The following is a 21,165-nucleotide window of genomic DNA, read 5'->3' as shown; positions in this document are numbered from 1 at the left end:
GCAGGGGCGCGGGACCGTACCGGCGATCCGGGGACTCGGACAAGGTGACCTCCAACGTCGTGCTGCCGTCCTCAGTGCCCGTCGGGTGGGCCGTTAAACGAGGTCGTCGACCTCCACGGCCACCCCGGCGGCGAGCATCCGGTCGCGTACCCGTCGGGCGGCGTCGCCCTCGGCGAACACCTCGCGCAGGTCCGCGAACGCGGGCTCGGGCGGCGCCAGCCGCACCGCCGGGTCGACCACCGCCTCCAGTACGCAGGGCCGGTCGGCGGCCAGCGCCTCGTCCCAGGCCGCCCCCACCAGTTCCGACCGGTCGACCCGCACCCCGTGCAGGCCGAGCAGGCGCGCCCAGCCGGCGTACGGCACGTCGGGCCGGCGGAGCGTCGGGTCGGTGGGCGTACGGCCGCCGCCCATGCCGGAGTGGTCCCGGTTGTTGAGCACCAGCACCACCAGGCGGGGATCGCGCCACTCCCGCCAGTGGTGCGCCACGGTGACCAGTTCGGCCAGCCCGTTGAGCTGCATCGCGCCGTCGCCGAGCAGGGCGATCACCGGCTGGTCCGGGGCGGCGAGCTTGGCCGCCACGGCGTACGGCAGGGCGCAGCCCATGGAGCCGAGCGTGCCGCAGAGCTGCGCGGTGACACCCGGGGGCAGTTCCAGGTGCCGGGCGTACCAGTACATGACCGATCCGACGTCCACCGCCACCGCCCCGCGGCGCGGGATCCGGGTGGAGAGTTCGTGCAGCACGAGCTGCGGGTTCACCGGCTCGGCGGGGGCGGCGGCCCGGTCCGCCCGCTCGGCCCGCCACCGGTCGACCGAGCCCTCGACGGTCTCCCGCCACCGGGCGTTCGGCCGGTCGGGTACGCGGGCCAGCAACGCCCGCAGCGTCTCCTGGGCGTCGCCCACGAGCGGCACGTCCACCGGGTAGCGGGTGCCGATCCGGCGCCCGTCGATGTCGATCTGCACCGTCCGGGCCTGCCCCGGCATCGGGAAGTAGTCCGTCCACGGGTCGTTCGTGCCGACCAGCAGCAGCGTGTCGCAGCCGCCCATCAGCTCGGCGGCAGCCGGGGTGCCGACCTCGCCGAGCACGCCCGCGTGGAAGGGCAGCCGCTCGTCGAGCACCGGCTTGCCCAGCAGCGAGGCCGCCACCCCGGCGCCGAGCCGGTCGGCGAGGGCCACGATCTCTGCGGCCGCGCCCCGGCCGCCCTGGCCGACCAGGATCGCGGTCCGCTGGCCGGTGGCGAGCAGTTGGGCGGCCGCGTCCAGGTCGGCGTCGTGCGGCAGGACCCGCGCCAGCGGCTCCCCCGGCGTCGCCGAGAGCACCCCGGCGGCGTGCGACTGCAGGTCGGGCACGGTGGCCTCCTGCAACTGGCGCGGCAGCACCACGCAGACCGGGCTGCGGGTGGCGGCGGCGGTGCGGAACGCCTGGTCGAGCAGGGCCGGCACCCCGTCGGGGACGCGGCCGTAGCGGACGAACTGGTTGCACGCGTCGGCGAACAACCGGCTCAGCCCGATCTCCTGGTGGGCGGCGCCGAGCGGACCCGAGACGTCCTCGCCGACGATCGCCACCACCGGCTTGCTGTCCAGCTTGGCGTCGTAGAGGCCGTTGAGCAGCTGGACGGCGCTCGGCCCCTGGGTGGCCAGGCAGACCCCGATCCCGCCGGTGAACTTGGCGTGCCCGGTGGCCATGTAGGAGGCGGTCTCCTCGTGCCGGGCCGGCACGAACGCCGGGTCCCCGCCCGAGGCGTCCAACGCCTCGACCACCGGGGCGATGGCCTCCCCGGGGTAGCCGAAGACCCGCGGCACCCGCCAGGCGCGCAGTCGCTCGACCACCAGGTCGGCCACCGTACGCTCAGCCATCGCCACGCCCCGGCGTGCCGGCGTCGACGTACCGCAGCACCGCGCCGACGCCGTCGGTCAGCTCCGGCGCCTCGTCCGGACCCAGCACGGTCAGCTCGGCGTCGGTGCCGACCAGCGCGCGCACGAGGGCGGCGTCGGCACGGACCTTCTCCGGGTCGCGTACGGACATGGCGGCGAGCTGCCCCGGGTCGGTGGCGATCTCGGTCGGGTCCGGCCCGATCCAGAGTTCCCCGGTGGCGGACGGGTCGTCGACGAGGAGCATCGTCTCGACCTGGTTGCGTTGCAGGGCGGACACCACGGCGTCCAGCCCGGCGCCGACGTCCTCCTGCATGCCGAACCGGTCCAGCACGGCGGAGATCCGCTGGTCGGCCACCTCGGCGATGGTCTGCACGGTGAGGTCGTCGAGCAGGCTCTGGTCGGCGCCGCCGCCCCGGGAGCCGGCGTCGGTGCGCACCATCAGGTCCTGCCAGCGTTCCGGCATCTGGGCGGCGATCACGCCGGTGGCGCGCACGTCACCGGCGACCACCACCACCTCCGCGCCGACCTTCTCGGCCAGCTCCACCGTGGCCGCGGTGACGTCGCCCGCGTTGTGGTGCCAGGCCTCCATCGCGGCCCGCTGGTGGTGCGACTGCGACCAGCCGCCGGGCTGCACGCGACGCAGCTGGAAGTCCTCCCGGCCGGTCACGTGGGCGCGGCGCGGCACGCCGCCGGCGCTGATCGCCACGGCGTCGGCGCCGGTGCGGTCGGCCAGCACCCGTACCCAGGCCACCTGCTCGCCGCGCTGCGCCAGCATGGGCATCACGTGCGGCAACGAGGTGTACGCGGCCAGATCCCGCAGCGGCGGGGCGGAGAGGTACTCCGACAGCACCACCCGGCCCCGGGCCCCGAAGACCGCCAGGCCGTAGTCGCCCGGCATCGGGTCGTGCCCCCGCACGACGCGTTCGACGGCGTCGATGGTGTCCACGTCGGCGCGCTGCTGCTGAAGTTGTTGACGCAGGGCCCGCCAGCGCAGATCGAGCGCCGGGTGGGCGTCCTCGGTGTTGGCGGACGCGTCCAGGTACACCGAGACCCACGGTCCCGGCCGGTCGTAGAGCGGGCGCAGGAAGGACAGCTGCATGCTCGACCCCTTTCCAGCTCGGCCCCCCGCTTACCCGCGCCGCTGCGGTTGTCACCTGGCCGCCGCGAGCGCGTGACCGCATTTCATTCATGTCGTTCAACCCGGACGGCCGATACCATGAGTGAACGCAACCGGACTCTGGGTGGTGGAAATGGACAGCGACCTGCACATCCGGCGGATCGTCCACCCGACGGACCGGATCGTGACAGGGCGGATCGTGCGGCTGATGGACGGCTACCCGCGCGAGGTGCGCATCGGCCAGCCGGTGCTGGTGGCGGTGCTCGCGGCGGCCGGGGTGGCGGGGCTGCTGACGGCGCTGGTCCGTTCCCTGTTCTCCGCCGGCTCCGGCACCGCGCGTCGACGGTTCAAGGACCTGAAGAAGGGCCCGGAATACCTGGTCACCCCGGTGCGGCTGCGCGACACGGCGGGGCGGCTCTGCGAGGTCGAGCTGCACGGGCACCTGCCGCAGAGCGCCCTGCACCCCGCCGACCACGTGCAGCTCACGCTGCGCCGGCAGGGCGACCCGGACCTGCCGCCGAAGATCGAGCGGATCGTGAACCTGACGACGGGCCAGCTGCTCACCCCGCGTACCGCCACCCTGTGGTCGCACCTCGGGCCGCCGCTGCTGCTCCAGGCGGTGCTGGGCGCGCTGCTGGTCGCCGCCGTGGTGGCCTGGTCCGCGCTGACCTGACGGCCGGCGCGGTTTCCGGCGGCGCGCCGACGGGCACCGTGGCGAGCATGTTCGAGGGATTCACGCTGGAGCGCATCGACGTCGGCGAGGTCCGGCTGCGGGTGCGACACGGCGGTTCGGGCCCACCCGTGGTGCTGCTGCACGGGCATCCGCGCACCCACGCGACCTGGCACCGGGTCGCGCCGCTGCTGGCCCGTGAACACACGGTCATCTGCCCGGACCTGCGCGGCTACGGCGGCTCGTCGAAGCCGCCGAGCGACCCGGGGCACACCGCGTACGCCAAGCGGGCGATGGCCCGCGACGTGGTCGGCCTGCTCGACGCGCTCGGACACGACCGCGCGGCGGTGGTCGGGCACGACCGGGGCTGCTACGTGGCGATGCGCACGGCGCTGGACCACCCGCAGCGCGTCAGCCGGCTGGGCGTGCTCGACGGGGTGCCGATCGGCGAGGCCCTGGCGCGCGCCGACGCGAGGTTCGCGGCCCGCTGGTGGCACTGGCTCTTCCTCGGCCAGTCGGACAAGCCGGCGGAGCGGGTGATCACCGCCGACCCGGACGCCTGGTACGGCGGGTCGCCGGCGGCCATGGGCGAGGAGGCGTACGCCGACTACCGCCGGGCCATCCACGATCCGGCGACGGTGCACGCGATGTGCGAGGACTACCGGGCCGGGCTCGGCCCGGACCGGGCGGCCGACGACGCCGACCGGGCCGCCGGGCGGCGGATCGCCTGCCCGGTGCTGTTCTGCTGGTCGGAGCGCGACGACATGGTCGAGCTGTACGGCGACCCGGCGGCCATCTGGCGGGACTGGGCCGACGACGTGCGGGTGGCCTCGATCGACTCGGGCCACCACATGGCCGAGGAGGCCCCGGAGCAGCTCGCCGCCGCGCTGGCCGGCTTCCTCGCGGGCTGACCGCGCCGCTGCCGGCCGGTCCCCCGAGCCTGGGGGCGGCCGGGTCAGCCGACGGGGGTCAGCGGCCGGTCCGGCTCGCCCGCGGCGCGCAGCATCCCCCGCCGGGCGGCCCAGCGCTCGAAGATCAGGGTGGCGAACGGCGGCACGGCGCAGGCCAGGGCCACGAGGGTGGGCCAGAGCCGCCACCGGTGCAGCCGGGCCACCGCGAGGACCAGCAGGCCGTACGCGACGAAGAGCGCGCCGTGGATCGGGCCGAAGATCTTCACGCCGATCTCGTTGCCCGGGGGGCCGTACTTGACGGCCATGCCGATCAGCAGGGCCAGCCAGGAGCAGGCCTCGGCGATCGCCGCCGCCACGAAGAGCCTGGTGATCTTCTCGCGCATCGTCACTCCCCCACCGGTTGCCGCACATGCTAGCCACCCCGCCGGCCCGGACGGACGCACGACCGGCGGAGGCGACGGGGATCACGCGGGCCCGAGGTGGGTACGTACAAGAAGCTTCGGGTCTTCCCCGGCCCGCCCCGCACGTGCGAGGTTAGGGGAACCAACGGTGACAGGGCGGTGACCATGGGCGAGGACGTCGGCGTACGGACCTTCAGTCGCGAGGACCGGGCCCGCTATCGCGAGAAGGTGCGGCGGTGCCTGGACGTCTTCGCCGAGATGCTCCGGGAGTCCCGGTTCGACGTCGAGCGGCCGATGACCGGGCTGGAGATCGAGCTGAACCTGGTCGACGACGACTCGATGCCGACCATGCGCAACGCCGACGTGCTGGCCGCCGTCGCCGACCCGAGCTTCCAGACGGAGCTGGGCCAGTTCAACGTCGAGATCAACGTGGCGCCGCGCCGGCTGGCCGGCACCGGCACCCGTGAGTTCGAGGAGACCGTACGGGCCAGCCTCAACGCCGCCGAGGCCAGGGCGCGCGACGTCGGTGCGCACATGGTGATGATCGGCATCCTGCCGACGCTGCGGCCGGAGCACCTGACCGCCGAGACGCTGTCGGCCAACCCGCGCTACGCGCTGCTCAACGAGCAGATCTTCGCCGCCCGCGGCGAGGACCTGCGGATCGCGATCAACGGCGTGGAACGGCTCGCGGTCACCGCCGACACGATCACCCCGGAGGCGGCCTGCACGAGCACCCAGTTCCACCTCCAGGTCAGCCCGGCCCAGTTCGCCGACTACTGGAACGCCGCGCAGGTGATCGCCGGCATCCAGGTGGCCCTGGGGGCGAACTCGCCGCTGCTCTTCGGCCGGGAGTTGTGGCGGGAGACCCGTATCCCGCTGTTCCAGCAGGCGACCGACACCCGGCCGGAGGAGATCAAGGCCCAGGGCGTACGCCCCCGGGTGTGGTTCGGCGAACGCTGGATCACCACGGTGTTCGACCTGTTCGAGGAGAACGTGCGCTACTTCCCGGCGCTGCTGCCCGTCTGCGACGCGGAGGACCCGGCCGAGGCTCTGGCCCGGGGAGACGTGCCGAAGCTCGCCGAGCTGCGGCTGCACAACGGCACCGTCTACCGCTGGAACCGCCCCGTGTACGACGTGCTGAAGGGCCGCCCGCACCTGCGGGTGGAGAACCGGGTGCTGCCGGCCGGGCCGACGGTGCTCGACACCGTGGCCAACGGCGCCTTCTACTTCGGTCTCGTCCGGGCGCTCGCCGAGGCCGACCGGCCGCTGTGGTCGCAGATGTCGTTCAGCGCGGCCGAGGAGAACTTCAACGCCTGCGCCCGGCACGGCATCGACGCCCAGGTCTTCTGGCCCGGCCTCGGTTACCTCCCGGTCACCGAGCTGGTGCTGCGCCGGCTGCTGCCGCTGGCCCACCACGGGCTGGACCGGTGGGGCCTGGACCCGGGCGAGCGGGACCGGCTGCTCGGCGTCATCGAGCAACGGTGCCTGACCGGGCGCAACGGGGCTAGCTGGCAGGTGGAGACCCTGCACCGGTTGGAGTCCGCCGACCATCTCGACCGGCCGGAGGCGCTGCGTGAGGTGGTGCGGCACTACGTGACGCTGATGCACAGCAACCGGCCGGTCCACGAGTGGCCCATCCCCTGACCGGGGCCGCCACGCGCCGCCGTCCACCGGTCGGCTCCGCCCGTCGCCCGGCTCGGCCGGGCGTCAGGCCGGGCCCGGGTCCTCCCTGAGGTACGCCCCCGACACGTCCGACCGCACCGTCCAGCCGAGCGCGCGGTACAGGGCGCGTCCGTCGTCGGTGGCGACGAGAATCCCGGTGCGCATCCCGAGCCTCGCCGCGTGGTCGCAGAGCGCGCGCATGACGACGCTGCCCAGCCCGCGCCGCCGATGGGCGGGCTCCGTCTCGACCTGGTCGACGATGCCGAACTCCCCGGCGCCCGCCAGGAGCCCGGAGGCCGCCCGGTGCCCGGCCGCGTCCAGGACCGTCGCGACGACGACCCCGCCCTCGACGACGACCCGCGTCGCGTACGGGGCGGGCGGCTCGACCGCGCCCGGGGTGAGCGGCGCACTCATGAGGTGTCCGGCGTCGTCCAGCGTCCAGGCGTCGGGCAGGGCGGCGCGGAGGCCGGCGCGGTCCCCGCTGACCTTGATCCAGGTGCCCGGCTCCGTCAGCTCCCGGCCGAGCCGCCCGAGCGAGCAGGCGTCGTAGGTGTGCAGCACGTGACGTACGCGGTGACCGGGCAGGCCCACGTCGACCCGGAAGCCGCCGGGAACGGCGACGGGGGCGGGGGTGCCCCGGCAGACGGCCCAGCCTCGCACCCAGGCCGTCATCAGCTCGGACACCGTGTGCGGCGCGCCGTCCACGGCGGTCCGGGTGCGCGCGTCCGGCATGCGTGGTCCTTTCGAGAAGCCGTCGTTCCGCCCAGCTTATTGCAACTTCTTGGCAACAGGTGCGGTGTGGTCGCCGCTGACCACCCGGCGGTCGGGGCGGGCAGTCGGCTGGCTTCAGGAGTTGGCCGGCACCCGGAGCGGGCAGAACGGCCGGGGAGATCGCGCACGATGGAAGAACCGGGTCGAGGGCAGCCGCCCCATGATGAAACGCGGACATCGACCCGCGCCATCGACTGCCTGGCAGCGCACGCGGGCGCCCACGTCGATCGATGGCGTCGAGACCGGTCGCGGGCGTCGGCGCCCGCGCGCCCTCCCCGACGGCCCCTCCCCAACCTGAGGAGCGCATGTGACGCAGACCCAGAGGTCCCCCCGGCGACCCGACGCGCCCGTCCGGCTCGGCCCCGACACCGCGCGGGTCGGGACGTCCGCGTTCGTCAACGGGCACTTTCCCCGGCGGCGAGGGCTGATCATCCTCCTCAGCGTCCTCGGCGGGTTCCTGCTGACCGTCATCTGGTCGGCGGAGTTCGTGGACCGGACCATCGGTGACAACGTCGCCAACACGCTGCTCGGCCACGACGCCAAGGAGACGCCCATCCAGGGCATCGCGGCCGGCGTCATGTTCGCCTTCGTCTCCGGCATCGCGGGCACGTTCACCGCCTGCAACATCGCCGCGTTCGGCGCCCTCGCCCCGCTGACCGGCACCACGGGCGGCAGGTTCAGCCGGATCGTCGCGCCGCTGAAGCCACTGGGCTGGATGTCGGTGGGCATGGTCGCGGTGTCGGCCGCCTACGGCGCGGTCGTCGGCCTGGTCGGCACGTCGATGCCGCAGTTCTCCACCGCGCCCAACGCCCCCGGCGGACTGTCCCCGAGGAGCATCCAGTCCATGGTGGTCTTCGGTGCGATCGGGCTCATCATGATCTATCTCGGTCTGGCCGCGCTGGGCGTCGTGCCGGACCCGTTCGCCCGGATCGCCCGACGGTTCCCCAACGCCCCGATGGTCTTCATGGGCGCGTTGATCGCCGGCTTCCTGATCGGCCGGCCCTTCGCGTTGTTCCGGCAGATGTTCCGGGACGCCGCCGAGAGCGGCAACCCGCTCTACGGCGCGGCGGCGTTCACGCTGCAGTCCCTCGGCAACATCGTCATCATGGCGGTGCTGTTCCTGCTGCTGGCCTGGCTCGCCGGTTCCCGCCTGCAACGCTGGTTCAGCGCCCGGCCGAGCCGCCTGGCGGTCCTGACCGCGGTCGCGTTCATCGTCGCCGGCGCCTTCACCTTCCTCTACTGGGACGTGCGGCTGCTCGCCCGCCGCGAGATCATCCCCTGGTACCCGACGGCCCCCTGGGCCTGAGCCGGCCCGGACGGGGTACGGGGACGGCGCTGTCCCGCCGTCCCCGGGGCCCGGCTCAGACCTTGAGGACGACCTTGGTGCACTCGTCCTGCTTCTTCTGGAAGATCTTGTAGCCCTTGGCCGCGTCCTTGAGCCGCATCCGGTGGCTGATGATGAAGCTCGGGTCGATGTCGCCGCGCTGGATGCGGTTGAGCAACGGACGGGTGTAGCGCTGGACGTGACACTGACCGGTACGCATGATCAACGATCGGTTCATGAACGCGCCCATCGGGAACTTGTCGACGAAGCCCCCGTACGCGCCGATCACCGAGACGACACCGCCGCTGCGGCAGGCGAGGATGGCCTGGCGCAGCGCGAACGGCCGTTCCGTCTCGACCCGGGCTGCCTGCTTGGCCCGGTCGTACGCGTAGACGGCGGTGTTGCCGTGGTGTCCCTCCAGGCCGACGGCGTCGATGCAGGCGTCGGGCCCCCGGCCGGCGGTCATCGCGTTCAGCGCGTCGAGCACGTCGGTGTCGTCGTAGTTGATGGTCTCCGCGCCGGTGTGCTCCTCGGCGAGCCGCAGCCGGTACGGGTACCGGTCGATGACGATCACCCGTTCCGCGCCGAGCATCCGGGCGCTGGCGGCGGCGAGCAGCCCCACCGGGCCGGCTCCCCAGACGGCGATCACGTCGCCCGGCTTGATGTCGCACATCTCCGCGCCCATGAAGCCGGTCGGCAGCACGTCGGCGAGCATCACGGCCTGGTCGTCGGGCACCTCGTCGGGAACCTTGATCGGGCCCACGTCGGCGAACGGCACCCGGGCGTACTCGGCCTGGCCGCCGGCGTAGCCGCCGAGCAGGTGGGAGTAGCCGAAGATGCCGGCCGGCGAGTGCCCCATGATCTTCTCGGCCACCCCGGCGTTGGGGTTGGAGTTCTCGCAGACCGAGAAGAGCCCGCGCTGGCAGGAGGAGCAGTGCCCGCAGGCGATCGGGAACGGCACCACCACCCGGTCGCCGGGGCGCAGGTTGCGTACCTGCGGGCCGACCTCCACCACCTCGCCCATGAACTCGTGGCCGAGGATGTCGCCCTTGCGCATGGCGGGGATGTAGCCGTGGTAGAGGTGCAGGTCGGAACCGCAGATGGCGGTCGTGGTGATCCGCACGATCGCGTCGCGCGCGTTCATGATGGTCGGGTCGGGCACGTTGACGACCTTGACGCTGTCCTTGCCCATCCAGGCGGTGGCCTTCATCGTTCGTCCTCTCTGGTGACGGGCGGTCAGCGGCGGGCGACGGGCAGCGGCTGGGCGGGGCGTTGCATGACCTGCTGGCGTACGGAGATGCCGTCCGGGCTGCCCTCGGAGCGGACCACCTCGCCGGTCTCCACCACCTGCTTGAACCGGCGCAGGTCGTCGCGCACCTGCTGCTCGGGTTCCTCGCCGAAGAGCTTCGCCACGGCCCGGCCCAGCGCGCCGGCCGGCGGGGCGTAGCGCAGCCGCACCCGGACCTCGGTCCCGCGGTCGCCGGGCGCGGGCACGAACCGGACCCGACCCGCGTTGGGCACGCGGGTGCCGGGCAGCGACCGCCAGGCGAGCGACCGGTTCGGCTGGTCGTCGACGATCTCCGCATCCCACTCGACCCGGCGGCCGGCCGGGCCGCGCGCGGTCCAGTGCGACCGGCGCAGGTCGTCGGCGCGTACGGACTCCAGGTGGGACATGAACCGAGGCAGGTTCTCCAGGTCCCGCCAGAACCGGTACGCCTCGGCCGGAGACCGGTTGACGGTGACCGCGACCTCCATGTCGATGACCCGCCGGCGCGCGGCCCGGGCCCGTCCGGCGCGCACGGCGGCGGCCAGGTCGACGGCGGCGATGCCGGCGACGGCGGCGGTGGTGAGGCCGACCCGCCGACGCCGCTCGCCGCACCGGTCCGCCCAGGCCCGCCCGAGCACGGTGAGGTCCAGCGCGTCGCCGGCCACCCGGGTCCACGCCCAGCCGGCCGGCCGGCGGCCGCCGAGCAAACCCGCCGCGTGGACCAGCTCGCGGGCGCCCACGGCCATGATCACCCCGCCCGCGGCGCGTGAGTCGTCCACGCCGGTCAGCCGGGCCACCGCGCGCGGGGCGAGCAGGCTGCCGGCCCCGAGGGCGAGGCTGACCGCGCCCAGCAGCCGGGGCAGCCCCGCGCCCTGGCCGCGTCGTCCCCGCTGATCCAGCATCATCGGATCGGTCTCGTCCACGTCGCACCACCGTCAGATCGTCCTGACCCGCCCCCGGGTGGGTCCGGCGGCGGGATGCCGCCACGCCTGACGCTATGCCCGAGAATCGCCTAACGAACCCCGAATCGGCACACAACCCGCCTCCGTCGTCGCGGGCTCCGCGCCTGCCGGTCCGGCCGCGCCGACGAGCGCCGGATGGGGGCGCGGGCGGTGCTCGCCGCCCGCGATTGAGGGGTATGGCGGTTGATCGATGGCTTGTAGCGTGAGTGCCTCCTCACCCACCCCAGGAGGGAAGTGATCATGCCCACGGTCACCGTTCGCGTCCTCGGTGCCCTCAGTGCGAGCGTGCTGAGCGCGACTCTCGGCGTCCTGGCGGTCGCCGCGCCCGCCCAGGCCGCGTCCCGCGACGGAGCCTGCAACAGCGGCGAGTTCTGCTACTACTACAACAGCGACCACGCGGGCTCGGTCTCCGATCACGCGGGCTCGCTCGCCGACTACGGCTCGACCCAGCCGGGCTGCTACGAGTTCAAGGGCGCCGGCGGCGGCAAGGGCCAGTGCATCAAGAACAACGCCGCCTCGGCGTGGAACCGCACCGGCAAGACGGTGCGCGTCTACTACAACACCGGCTACAACGGCTCCCACGCGTACCAGGACTTCGCGCCCGGGGCGAAGAAGAACCTCAGCTCCACGCTGAAGAACAACAACGCCTCCCACCAGCTGATCTCCGCCGGGTCCAGCTACCCGGCCAGGGACGACTACCCCTACAAGGGTCAGACCTCCGGCATCGATCCCTGGAACTTCTACAAGGGACAGTGCACCAGCTTCGCGGCTTGGGCGGTGCGCAGCCGGGTCGGCGTCGCCTTCCACAACCAGTACAAGGGCCAGGCGCGCTGGGGCAACGCCAAGGAGTGGGTCGCCGCCGCCGGACGCGCCGGCGTGCCGGTGTACAACAGCCCGAAGGCCGGTGACGTCGCGGTCCGCCTGGGCGGCACCTACGGTCACGTCGCGTTCGTGACCCGGGTGAACGCGAACGGCACGTTCGAGATCGACGAGTACAACTACGTATCCGCCGACAGGTACAGCCACCGGACGGTGTCGGTGGGGACCGCCAACAACCAGTTCTCCAAGTTCATCCGCTTCAAGTGACCCTCCGCCCCGAACGGGATACCTCCCGCCGTTGACGGAGCACCACCACGCGCAGAGCCCCGGCCGCTGGCCGGGGCTCTGCCGTCACGTGCCTTACGCCGGGGAGAGACCCTCCGCGAAGTCGTAGAGGCTCTTGATGTCGTCGTCGAAGTACGGGCCGTCGAACTGCCCGTTGCCCGGGTTGTCGCCGTGACTCACGACGCTGTTGATGAACCCGAGGCCGTTCTGGTCGTTGTACTCCTGCAACCACGGTCCGCCGCTGGAACCGTAGGTCATGTTGCACCACATCCGGATCTGCTGGCCACCGGCGTGCCAGGTGCCGCTCTGGCAGAAGTACTGGCTCTCGCCCCCACCGAGGTTGGACGGGTAGCCGAGGGCGGTCATCAGGGAGATGTTGTAGCCCCAGTTCCAGCGCATGCCGTGGCCGCCGACGGTCTCCACGACCTTCAGGCCCCAGTTACCGCCGTTGTGCATGATGGCGATGGCCATGTCCTCGTCGTAGCTGCTGCTGTTGATCCACGCGGTGCGGGCCGCGAGCTGGTACGCCACGAACGTGCCGAACGGCCGCGCGCCGTCGCGGTACCGCGGCACGAACTGCCAGTTGCTGTACCACTGCCCGCCGGCGCCCTGGTGCACGCAGTGCCCGGCGGTCATGACCAGTCGCGCCTTGCCGCTGGCGACCGCGCTCGCGGAGCAGGAGGCGCCGCCGCCGTTGGGGGTGGTGAAGTAGACCTTGCCGACGACCGCCGACTCGTTGAGCTGGATGCCGACGTCGGCGCCGCTGGCGACGCTCGGTCGCACCGGCGCGACCGAGCCCGCCGGCCCGTCCGGCTTCGGCGCCCGGGTCGTCGACTCGGTGGCCTTCGGCGACTTCGCGAGGTCGAGGTCGACGGCGTTCGCCATCCGCTCCGGCGTCCAGAACCTGGTGACCTCCTGGGCGATCTTCTCGTTGGTGATCGCACGGCCGTCACTGGTGCGGGCGACGGTGGTGGTGTTGCCGTTCTTCTCGACCGGGGTCGGCTTCGCCTGGGCCACCGCCGGAGCGGTCAGCACCAGCGCGAGCGCCAGGCTGGCCGATGCCGACCAGCGTAGGGTTGATCTCAACAGTTGCCCCCTTTTCCGGGTACTCCTTTGTGGACCAGTGAAACGTAGCGATCGAATTACTTTGATCGCAACGTAATGGAATGACAGGTAATTGACACTGGCTCCTTGGCGACCGATAAGGACCACGACCGGCGGCAAACAAAGCGTGCCCACCCCGAACAGAAGCCCCGAAATTGACCTCGCAAATCCCATCGCTGCAAATTCATTCTCCCAAGCTGAAGGCGCTCGCAGCTATCGACAGCCGGAAATTGCGGCCACGGGAGACCGCCAGCCGGGGCGAGGGAGTTCAGCCGCGCCGCACAGCCAGCGTCGATGGTCGATTCGGCCAGCCGTACGGCAGCCGACCCCGCCGAGCACTGACATCGAGCCGACTCGACATTCACTAACCATGTGGTTAGTGTTCATACCAGGCGGTCAGTCGCCGATCGCCGCCGTCGATCCGACGCACCGGTCAAAGGAGCAGCACGATGACCGACACGAGCAGCGCCGACCCCGAACCGCCGGTCACGCCGAACGACGTCGGGCAGTCCGCCGCCGGCCCGCGACGACTCCGGTGGTGGCGCCACCCTCGAAGATGGCTCAGGGTGGCCGTGATCGCCGTGCTGCTGGTCCTCGTCGGCTGGTGGGCGCTGCGTGACACCGCCCCCGTCGGATACTTCACCTCGGCGGAGGGTCGGGACCGGTTCGCCGCCGCGTACGATCGGGCGATGGCCGAGTTGCCGCCGCCCTCCGCCTCGCTGGACGTGCGGACCACGTACGGCGTGGTACGGCTCTACCGGTTCGACGGCGCCAACCCCGGGCTGGCCCCGCTCGTGCTCGTTCCGGGCCGGGCCTCGGCATCGCCGCTCTGGGCCGACAACCTCGACGAGCTGCTACGGCTGCGTTCCGTGTACACCATGGATCTGCTCGGCGAGCCGGGCATGAGCGTGCAGGCCCGCCCGATCGAGGACCACGCGGACCAGGCGGCGTGGTTCCACCAGGTGCTCCAGCAGTTGCCGGAGCCGCGGGTGCACCTCGTGGGATACTCCATCGGCGGTTGGACCGCGGCGAACGTGGCGATCCGCCAGCCCGGGAAGATCGCCGGTGTGGTGCTCATCGATCCGGCGGTGACGTTCGCCGACCTGCCGTTCGAGACGATCGTGCGATCGATCCCGGCATTTGTGCGATGGGCGCCGAAATCGTGGCGCGACAGCTTCAACAGCTGGACGGCCGGTGGTGCGCCGGTCGAGGACGAGCCGGTCGCCGACATGATCGAGTCGGGCATGCGGCACTACTCGCTCGATCTGCCCGCCCCCACCCGGTTCACCGACGAACAGCTGCGCGGCCTCGACCTGCCAGCGCTGGTGATCCTCGCCGAGGCGTCCGTCATGCACGACGCCCGGCAGGCCCGGCGCACGGCCGAGGCGACGCTCCCCCGGGCCACCGTCCGCTTCTACGAGGGCGCCACCCACGCCGTCAACGGCGAGCAGCCCGAGCGGATCGCCGCGGACGTGGGGACGTTCCTGGCGGCGGCGCCGTGACCACCGGCCGCCAGGCCGGGGCGCGACCGCTCACCTTCACCGAGCAGGCCCGCCGCGCCCAACTGGTCGAGGTGACCATCCGGCTGATCGCCGCGCACGGGTACGCGGGCTGCTCGCTGCAACGCATCGCCGAGGCGGCCGGCATCACCAAGGCGGCGGTCATCTACCACTACGCCAACAAGCGGGCGGTGATCCGCGCCGCCTACGACACGGTCATCACCGGGCTGACCGAGCACGTCGGGGCGCTGATCGCGCAGGCGGCGACGCCGGCCGGCCAGGTGGACGCCTACGTGCGCGGGCTCATCGGGTACCTGGGCGCGCATCCCGATCACGTGCGGGTCATCGTCGAGTCGCTCGACGACGACCACGACACCGGCATCGCCGACCGGCCGGGCTCGCCGGAACGATGGCGTCCCCTGGCCGATCTGGTGGAAGCCGCCAAGGCGGCCGGGGCATACCGGGCGACGCTCGACGCGCGCACCACGGCGATCGTGCTGGGCGGTGCGATCGACGCGGTGGTCGCGGAGTTCCTCGCCGACCGCTCCTACGACCTGCGAGCCGCGGCGGACGCCGTCGTCGACATGCTGCACCGCACGGCACTGCGGCAGGCGTGACCGCAGCGCCTGGAGACGAGCCGGCACCGTCGGCGCTGGCCCTGCGATCTTCGGCGAGCCGGACGCGAGCTGCCGGCGGGCGGGGCCTCGGGCGGTGTCAGCCCCGCGGCAGCCTGCCCAGGGCCGCGCTGGTCAGCTCGATCGCGGGTACGCAGTTCGACTCCTCGGGCGCCTCGGTGTAGACGCTCACGCTCAACTGTTCGACCTCCCTGACGGATGTGGGACGGTCCAATGGCGGGTGGACGAGCTGGACCTCGCAGCTCGGCAGTTTGAGCGCGCCGCCGACCCACGGATCGGCGATCGCCGTACGCCCGTCGATGGTGATCGCGCGGTCGGTACGTTCGTCGATCTTCGGCTGCGTCGTCCGCCGGAACGACACGAGCACGCTCGGGCCGCGTTCCGTGCCGGTGTTCCACTCGCAGCCCTGCCCGTTGAAGGCGGGGTGGACCTGACGGGCGTCGATGCCGGTCATCCGCCGGATCTCGGTGTGGTCGAACAGGCGGCAGGCGTCCTGCTCCCCGAGCGAATCCGCAGGCAGGTCGGCCGGCTGCAACCCGCCGCGCACCAGTTGGGGCAGCATCCCGTCGATCGCGGCGTTCGCGATGTCACAGAGAAGGTCGGGACGCCGCGCCAGCCCCGCGGTGACGGTGATGGTGGCGTGGTCGGAGACGACGATGTAGCGGCTGCACCCGTTCGAGTCGCCCGGGGCGTCGTAGACGGTGACGCCGTTCCGGTCGACCGGTGTCAGCGACGCCCCCTCGTGCGGTCTGAAGGCGAACTCACTGCTCACCGAGGCGGTGCCGCCGTCGGCCAGGCTGATGGCCCCCTGGCAGGTGGTGAACTGCGAACCCGGCTCGATCGAGACCCGGCCGAACCCCGACAGGGCCGGTGGACTCAGCAGCCCGCACGGGTCCGAGATCGACAGCTGCTCGGGGGTGACCGTTATACCGCTGCTGCGCGGGACCCCGGCGGAAGGAATCATCTGCGTGGGCGGTGTCGACAACGAGGGCGGATCCCCCGCACAGCTGGACCCGGACAACATCGTCGCGAGGACCAACAGCGGTACCGTTGCGCGGAAGCCGTGACGGACCATGCGTGGAACGTAGCGTTCGGTTCGGACTTTGTCGCGTAGCGTGCGACGCGCCGAGGTCGATGCCCCGCCGGGATCCCGACTCTCAGCATGTCGATTGCCCCCACCCCTGCCGCGCACCGCCCACCCGGCATCGGCTAGGAACGTGACATGCCCCGCTACCTGCTCTTTCCCGGCCGCCATCACCTGCTGACCCGCTTCCAGGCCGCGTACCTCCGCCAGCTCGCGGGGCAGGGCGACGCCCCGCTCGCCGGCGGTGACACTTTTTTCGCCGACGGTGACGGCGCGCCCGGGGGCGAGGATGCCGGCGGGGCGACGGTGGTCTGGGCGGTCACCTCGGCCAACCACGAGAACACCCGGCGCAACCCGGTCCCGTACCACCGACGGGAGGCGGCGATCGAGCGGTTCAGCGTGCTCGCCGGGCTCCGGTCCGTGGTGGTACCGGTCTTCGACACCGTACCGACGGACAGGTTCGCCGAGGTGACCCTCAAGACCGTCGCGGCGTCCACCGGGTTGGAGCTGACCCCGGCGGACACGGTGGTCGCCTGCTCCACGCCGGAGGTCGCCGCGATGTACGAGCGGCTCGGTTTCCGGATCGCCGGGGTGGAGGCCGACGTCGCGCCGACGCCGGTCCGGCCGTGGGACGTCCTGCTGCGGCTGGCGGACGACGACCCGTCGTGGCGGGACCTCGCCCACCCGGCAACCGTCGACGTGTACCGCCGCTACCGGCTCGACGAGCTGGTCCGTTCGGTGGTGAACGACCCGGTGGTCGGCGACGAGGGCGGACTGACCGCCACCCGCGACTACCGGACGTACGCCGAGGCGTTCAGCGACGGCGCGCAGCGCAAGTGGGACGCGGTGCGCGAGCACGTGCGGCCGGGGCGGATCGTCGACGTCGGCTGCGGCGCGGGGGCCGTGCTGGAACTGGCCGACCGGGAGCCGGCCCTGCGGGAGAGCGACCTGATCGGCGTCGAGGTGGCCCGGCACCTGTTCGAGGAGTGCGTCCACAAGAAGGCGCAGGGCGTGTTCACCAACCCGAACGTCTTCTTCTACCGGCGCAACGTGCTCGGCGGGGCGGTGTTCGCGCCGCGCTCGGTGGACACCACGATGACCTTCGCGCTGACCCACGAGATCTGGTCGTACGGCGAGCGGATGGCCTCGCTGCGCCGGTTCGTGCAGGCCCTCTACGACCACACCGTGCCCGGCGGGGTGTGGATCAACAGTGACGTGTGCGGGCCGGACGGCCAGGACCGGACGGTGCACCTGCGGCTGACCACGACGGACGGCGTCAACCCGCCCGCGCCGCGTACCGATCTGGCGGCCGGGCCGCCCGGTGAGGTGGCGGCGTACGTCGGGGCACTGTCGACCCGGGCCCGGCTGGACCAGTTCGCCGTCGACTACCGGTTCCCGTTCGCGTACCGCCCGGTGGACGGGGCGGACGACGTGGTCGAGCTGACCCTCGGTGCCGCCATGGACTTCCTCACCCGCAAGGACTACACCGACAACTGGCTGTCGGAGACCCAGGAGCAGTTCTGCGGCCTGGAGTACGCCGACTGGAAATCGTTGCTCACCGACGTCGGCTTCGAGATCGACGCCGCCAGCGGAACGTCCCGCAACGACTGGATCGTCACCAACCGTCTCGCCCCGGTGGCCGCCCTCAGCACCCCGGCCGGCGAGCCGCTGGACTGGCCGGTCACCCACGTGCGCCTGGTCGCCCGCCGCCCGGTCAACACCTGACGCCCCAACGCACGGCCGGTGCCGTCACCAGAGCTGTGCCGCGCACAGCCACCACGCCCGGCAGGCCCTCCACCGAGCCATCCTCAGGATCCCGGCCGGAGTACTAGTCTGGGCGGCAAGGTGTTCGACCGCGGCGCGTCATCCTCGGAAGGTGGGAACGTGGACCTGGAGAGGACCCGGCTGTTCGGCGTGGGAGAGTCGTACGGCTTCACCACCGCGGCGGGTCAGCGAGGCGCCGTGATCGTGCACTTCGACGGCCGACGCGACGTCGTGCTCTACGACCCCGCCGACCCCGAACGGGTCAGGCACACGTTGACGCTGGAGGGCACGGAGCCGCGGACGATCGCCGAACTGCTCGGGCTGCCCTTGGTCATGGACCACCTGACGGAGCTGACGCCGCCGTTGGAAGGCGTCGAGACCGTACGCCTGCCGGTTCCCGCCCGGTCGCCGTATGTCGGGCGCCGGCTCGGTGAGACGCGGGCGCGGACCCGCACCGGCGCGTCGATCGTCGCGGTGATCCGCGACGACCGCGTGATCCCGTCGCCCGACCCCGAATTCGTCTTCCAGTCCGGTGACTCGCTGGTGGTCGTCGGCGACGGTGCCAGCCTCGTCAAGCTCCGCGAGGTGTTCACCGACGGCTGAGCCGCCAACGGTGCCGGGATCATGCTGGTCGTCCGCCGAACGGAGGTGCCGGCCCGGTCAGCGGGTCAGGCCGACCAGCGTCGCCAGGCGCGCCACGCCGGCCGGCGCCGGGTGGGCCCGGGCGACCTCGGCGACGACCGTACGCGCCAGCGGCCGGCACCGGACCTCGGCGGGCGCGACGCCGTCCGCGTCGACCAGGACACGCGCCGCACCGCTCAGGTCGCCGACCTGGAGGTACGCCCGCGCGGCGTCCACCAGGTAGGCGGCCCGGTACTCGGCCGGCAGCCGCCGCCATGCCTGCCCCCGTACCGCCTGCTCGTGCCGGCGCACCGCCTCCCCGGCGTCCCCCCGCTCGAGTGCCGCCACCACCCGGGCCGCCTCGACGGCGCCCGGCCCGAAGCCGGTGCGGTGCGGGTCGTCCCCGGCGACCCGCACCGCCACCTCGACGGCCCGCTCGATCAGCTCTTCGGCCCGGTGGGCGTCGCCGCAGCCGGCGGCGGCCAGCGCGGCCTGGATCAGCAGGGTCCCGTGCACCGCCTCCGACGCGGGCGCGACGCGGCGCGCGGCGGCCAGCGTCGCCACCAGCGCCAGCCGGTCGCGGCCCAGGGCGCGCAGCGCCTGGCCGACCGACACGGTCGCCGCCCCCGCCAGCGCCGCGTCGCCGCCGGCCACGGCCACCGCCCGGTCGGCGGCCAGCCACCCGGTGTTGGCCTCGCCGAGCTTCACGAGCACCGACGACGTGATCCGGTACGCCTGCACCAGCAACCCCGGCTCCTGCGCCCGCACGCCCTGCGCGGCGTGCAGCAGCCTCGGCAGTAGCCGCACCACCTGGGCGTAGTGCGCGTGCTGGTAGGTCAGCCAGGCGTGCGCGACGTGCCGGCCCGTCTCCGCCACGGACGCCGTCGCCCGGTGGTCGTGGTAGCGGGCGAGGGCGGCCCGGATGCCGTCGACCCCGTCCACCGGGCCGGCCCCGATCGGCGGCGGGGCGGTGCTCGCCGAGCAGCACCAGCGGGTCGACCCGCAGCACGCGGGCGATCTCCTGGATGACCGGGTAGCGGTCCAGCGGACGTACGCCTCGCTCGGTCTTGTCCACCCAGCTCTTCGACCTGCCGAGCCGGTCGGCGAACATCTGCTGCGTCATCCGCCGCCGCGCCCGCCAGCGGGCGACGCGGCGACCGATCGGCTCCTCAGCGCTGGTCACGCCGCCACCGCCGGCCCGGCACCGCCCGGGTGGTCTCCTCGACCGGTACGCGCTCCGCCTCGGCCTGTTCCAGGAGGCGTTGCTTGGCGGCCTCCCGCTCGGCGGCCTCGGCCTGCTCACCACGACTTGCCGAGCCTTCGCCCTGCATCCGTATCTCCCCTCGATCGAGAGCGCGGCGGTAGACGGAAGCACTTGTGTCGCCGCGCTCGCGGGCTCCTGAGGCCAGCGAAGTCGACAGTCGAGCGGCGGACCAGATGGCGAGCGATGTGCCTGGTTGCGTCGCCCCCGGTGCGGGGTTGCGCCGGGTTGCGCCGGGTTGCGCGGGTCTCACGGTGCCGCAGCAGCCCATACGCTCATCACTGCTGGTAGCCACTCGATAGCTGGAGGCACATTCATGGCGCGGCCGGTCACGAATGCGGCGTTCGAGGCTCTGCTACGCGCCGCCGGCTACGGCAACGCCCACGCCGCCTTCGCGCGTCAGCTCAACTACGCGGGTCGCGTCCACGGCACCTGGCGCTACGACGCCGCCAGCGTGTACTGGTGGCTCCGAGGGCGTGGCCCGGCCGAGCACGTCCAGGCCGCCATGACCGAGACGATCGCCCGCAAGCTCGGGCGTCCCGTTGCCGCATTAGAACTCGGCTTCACGACCACAGATGTCACCACGAACGCCAACTACCCTCATTCTCGCGATCACGCTGTCGACACGGCCGAGCAACTCTGGGGGATGCTCGCCAAGCATCTTTGCCCGCAAGCCAACGGAGCGTTCCAGAACGACGTAGCCCTGCAGGCTGCCCTCGCGTGGCGGTACGACCTCCCGGACGAGACGGTGACGAACAGCGGCCGGCACCCGGTCACGACTGCTGACATCGACTCCCTGTATGCCCTCGCCGACCACTTCACCGAGCTCGATCGACGCCACGGGGGCGGCTCGCGGCGGACTCGGGCGATCATGATCGATCTACTTACGCGCCAGGTCTCCCCTATGCTGCGTGGCACCTACACGGACGCCACCGGACGCAATCTCATGCGCGCGGTCGCAACGCTCTCCGGCCAGCTCGCCTTCATGTCCTACGACGCAGGCAACCCCCCGCCGCCCAACGGCTTCTGACGGTCGCCCTACGGCTCGCCAAGGCCGCCGACGACCTGTCAATCCCCTGGAATCGTGGAGGACTCGGTTATGCGGCCTGGTTCTCCAGGACGTGTGTAGTTGATCG

General features: G+C 72.5%; 20 protein-coding genes and 1 pseudogene. 10 read left to right on the top strand and 11 right to left on the bottom strand.

All coding sequences use genetic code 11. The annotated features are described in order from the left end of the window. Positions 1-93: 93 nt before the first annotated feature. Positions 94-1,854, bottom strand: a complete 1,761-nt coding sequence (locus ACFHW0_RS26345) for a thiamine pyrophosphate-binding protein (RefSeq protein ID WP_416611802.1) — start codon at positions 1,852-1,854, stop codon at positions 94-96. After that, positions 1,847-2,971 (bottom strand): Vms1/Ankzf1 family peptidyl-tRNA hydrolase, encoded by a 1,125-nt coding sequence (locus tag ACFHW0_RS26340; protein WP_416611800.1) that lies wholly within the window; start codon positions 2,969-2,971, stop codon positions 1,847-1,849. The genes ACFHW0_RS26345 and ACFHW0_RS26340 overlap by 8 nt, the downstream gene beginning before the upstream one ends. Before the next feature lie 142 nt (positions 2,972-3,113). Here ACFHW0_RS26340 and ACFHW0_RS26335 point away from each other — a divergent pair, with 142 nt between their 5' ends. Then, positions 3,114-3,662 carry a hypothetical protein gene (locus ACFHW0_RS26335; RefSeq protein WP_416611884.1) on the top strand — a complete coding sequence of 183 codons (549 nt, stop codon included), beginning with the start codon at positions 3,114-3,116 and terminating at the stop codon, positions 3,660-3,662. Positions 3,663-3,709: 47 nt separating this feature from the next. Further along, on the top strand, positions 3,710-4,570 hold the full coding sequence (locus tag ACFHW0_RS26330) for an alpha/beta fold hydrolase (RefSeq protein WP_416611798.1): 861 nt from the start codon (positions 3,710-3,712) through the stop codon (positions 4,568-4,570). A 44-nt stretch (positions 4,571-4,614) separates the two neighbouring features. On the opposite strand, the gene ACFHW0_RS26325 is transcribed toward ACFHW0_RS26330, so the two are convergent. Then, positions 4,615-4,953 carry a DUF3817 domain-containing protein gene (locus ACFHW0_RS26325; RefSeq protein WP_416611796.1) on the bottom strand — a complete coding sequence of 113 codons (339 nt, stop codon included), beginning with the start codon at positions 4,951-4,953 and terminating at the stop codon, positions 4,615-4,617. A 183-nt stretch (positions 4,954-5,136) separates the two neighbouring features. Here ACFHW0_RS26325 and ACFHW0_RS26320 point away from each other — a divergent pair, with 183 nt between their 5' ends. Next, positions 5,137-6,615, top strand: a complete 1,479-nt coding sequence (locus ACFHW0_RS26320) for a glutamate--cysteine ligase (RefSeq protein ID WP_416611882.1) — start codon at positions 5,137-5,139, stop codon at positions 6,613-6,615. A 63-nt stretch (positions 6,616-6,678) separates the two neighbouring features. Here ACFHW0_RS26320 and ACFHW0_RS26315 read toward each other — a convergent pair whose 3' ends face one another. Then, positions 6,679-7,365 carry a GNAT family N-acetyltransferase gene (locus ACFHW0_RS26315; protein WP_416611794.1) on the bottom strand — a complete coding sequence of 229 codons (687 nt, stop codon included), beginning with the start codon at positions 7,363-7,365 and terminating at the stop codon, positions 6,679-6,681. Between the two features lie 346 nt (positions 7,366-7,711). Between ACFHW0_RS26315 and ACFHW0_RS26310 the strand changes: the two genes are divergently transcribed. Continuing rightward, complete coding sequence (locus ACFHW0_RS26310) at positions 7,712-8,710, top strand: hypothetical protein (protein WP_416611792.1); 999 nt, start codon at positions 7,712-7,714, stop codon at positions 8,708-8,710. A gap of 55 nt (positions 8,711-8,765) precedes the next feature. Here ACFHW0_RS26310 and ACFHW0_RS26305 read toward each other — a convergent pair whose 3' ends face one another. After that, positions 8,766-9,938 carry a zinc-dependent alcohol dehydrogenase gene (locus tag ACFHW0_RS26305; protein ID WP_416611790.1) on the bottom strand — a complete coding sequence of 391 codons (1,173 nt, stop codon included), beginning with the start codon at positions 9,936-9,938 and terminating at the stop codon, positions 8,766-8,768. Between the two features lie 26 nt (positions 9,939-9,964). Beyond that, positions 9,965-10,918: an SRPBCC family protein gene (locus ACFHW0_RS26300; protein ID WP_416611788.1), complete on the bottom strand. Its 954-nt coding sequence runs from the start codon at positions 10,916-10,918 to the stop codon at positions 9,965-9,967. A gap of 279 nt (positions 10,919-11,197) precedes the next feature. On the opposite strand from ACFHW0_RS26300, the gene ACFHW0_RS26295 reads away from it, so the two are divergent. Continuing rightward, positions 11,198-12,043, top strand: a complete 846-nt coding sequence (locus tag ACFHW0_RS26295; RefSeq protein WP_416611786.1) for a CHAP domain-containing protein — start codon at positions 11,198-11,200, stop codon at positions 12,041-12,043. A gap of 93 nt (positions 12,044-12,136) precedes the next feature. Here the strand turns inward: ACFHW0_RS26295 and ACFHW0_RS26290 are convergent, their stop codons facing one another. Continuing rightward, positions 12,137-13,150 (bottom strand): trypsin-like serine peptidase, encoded by a 1,014-nt coding sequence (locus tag ACFHW0_RS26290; RefSeq protein WP_416611880.1) that lies wholly within the window; start codon positions 13,148-13,150, stop codon positions 12,137-12,139. A 464-nt stretch (positions 13,151-13,614) separates the two neighbouring features. Between ACFHW0_RS26290 and ACFHW0_RS26285 the strand changes: the two genes are divergently transcribed. Together ACFHW0_RS26285 and ACFHW0_RS26280 are read left to right on the top strand one after the other, a co-directional pair. Continuing rightward, positions 13,615-14,667 (top strand): alpha/beta fold hydrolase, encoded by a 1,053-nt coding sequence (locus tag ACFHW0_RS26285; protein WP_416611784.1) that lies wholly within the window; start codon positions 13,615-13,617, stop codon positions 14,665-14,667. After that, on the top strand, positions 14,664-15,281 hold the full coding sequence (locus ACFHW0_RS26280) for a TetR/AcrR family transcriptional regulator (RefSeq protein WP_416611782.1): 618 nt from the start codon (positions 14,664-14,666) through the stop codon (positions 15,279-15,281). Before ACFHW0_RS26285 ends, ACFHW0_RS26280 begins: the two co-directional genes overlap by 4 nt. Before the next feature lie 97 nt (positions 15,282-15,378). On the opposite strand, the gene ACFHW0_RS26275 is transcribed toward ACFHW0_RS26280, so the two are convergent. After that, on the bottom strand, positions 15,379-16,491 hold the full coding sequence (locus ACFHW0_RS26275; protein WP_416611780.1) for a hypothetical protein: 1,113 nt from the start codon (positions 16,489-16,491) through the stop codon (positions 15,379-15,381). 30 nt (positions 16,492-16,521) lie between these two features. Between ACFHW0_RS26275 and ACFHW0_RS26270 the strand changes: the two genes are divergently transcribed. Then, complete coding sequence (locus ACFHW0_RS26270) at positions 16,522-18,108, top strand: class I SAM-dependent methyltransferase (protein WP_416611778.1); 1,587 nt, start codon at positions 16,522-16,524, stop codon at positions 18,106-18,108. 159 nt (positions 18,109-18,267) lie between these two features. Continuing rightward, positions 18,268-18,750, top strand: a complete 483-nt coding sequence (locus ACFHW0_RS26265) for a cation:proton antiporter regulatory subunit (RefSeq protein WP_416611777.1) — start codon at positions 18,268-18,270, stop codon at positions 18,748-18,750. A 57-nt stretch (positions 18,751-18,807) separates the two neighbouring features. Here ACFHW0_RS26265 and ACFHW0_RS26260 read toward each other — a convergent pair whose 3' ends face one another. From ACFHW0_RS26260 to ACFHW0_RS26250, 3 genes and pseudogenes are all read right to left on the bottom strand, one after another. After that, positions 18,808-19,710 (bottom strand): XRE family transcriptional regulator, encoded by a 903-nt coding sequence (locus ACFHW0_RS26260; RefSeq protein ID WP_416611775.1) that lies wholly within the window; start codon positions 19,708-19,710, stop codon positions 18,808-18,810. 109 nt (positions 19,711-19,819) lie between these two features. Continuing rightward, positions 19,820-19,879, bottom strand: a pseudogene (locus tag ACFHW0_RS26255) (hypothetical protein); the annotation flags it as partial. A gap of 58 nt (positions 19,880-19,937) precedes the next feature. Beyond that, positions 19,938-20,099, bottom strand: coding sequence for a hypothetical protein (locus tag ACFHW0_RS26250; RefSeq protein WP_416611773.1), 162 nt, complete (start codon positions 20,097-20,099; stop codon positions 19,938-19,940). A gap of 246 nt (positions 20,100-20,345) precedes the next feature. Between ACFHW0_RS26250 and ACFHW0_RS26245 the strand changes: the two genes are divergently transcribed. Then, positions 20,346-21,059 carry a hypothetical protein gene (locus ACFHW0_RS26245; RefSeq protein WP_416611771.1) on the top strand — a complete coding sequence of 238 codons (714 nt, stop codon included), beginning with the start codon at positions 20,346-20,348 and terminating at the stop codon, positions 21,057-21,059. Positions 21,060-21,165: the final 106 nt, after the last annotated feature.

The sequence above is a fragment of the Micromonospora sp. LOL_025 genome (genome assembly GCF_048060285.1).
Taxonomy (GTDB): domain Bacteria; phylum Actinomycetota; class Actinomycetes; order Mycobacteriales; family Micromonosporaceae; genus Micromonospora.
This window is presented reverse-complemented; position numbering and strand designations above follow the sequence as displayed.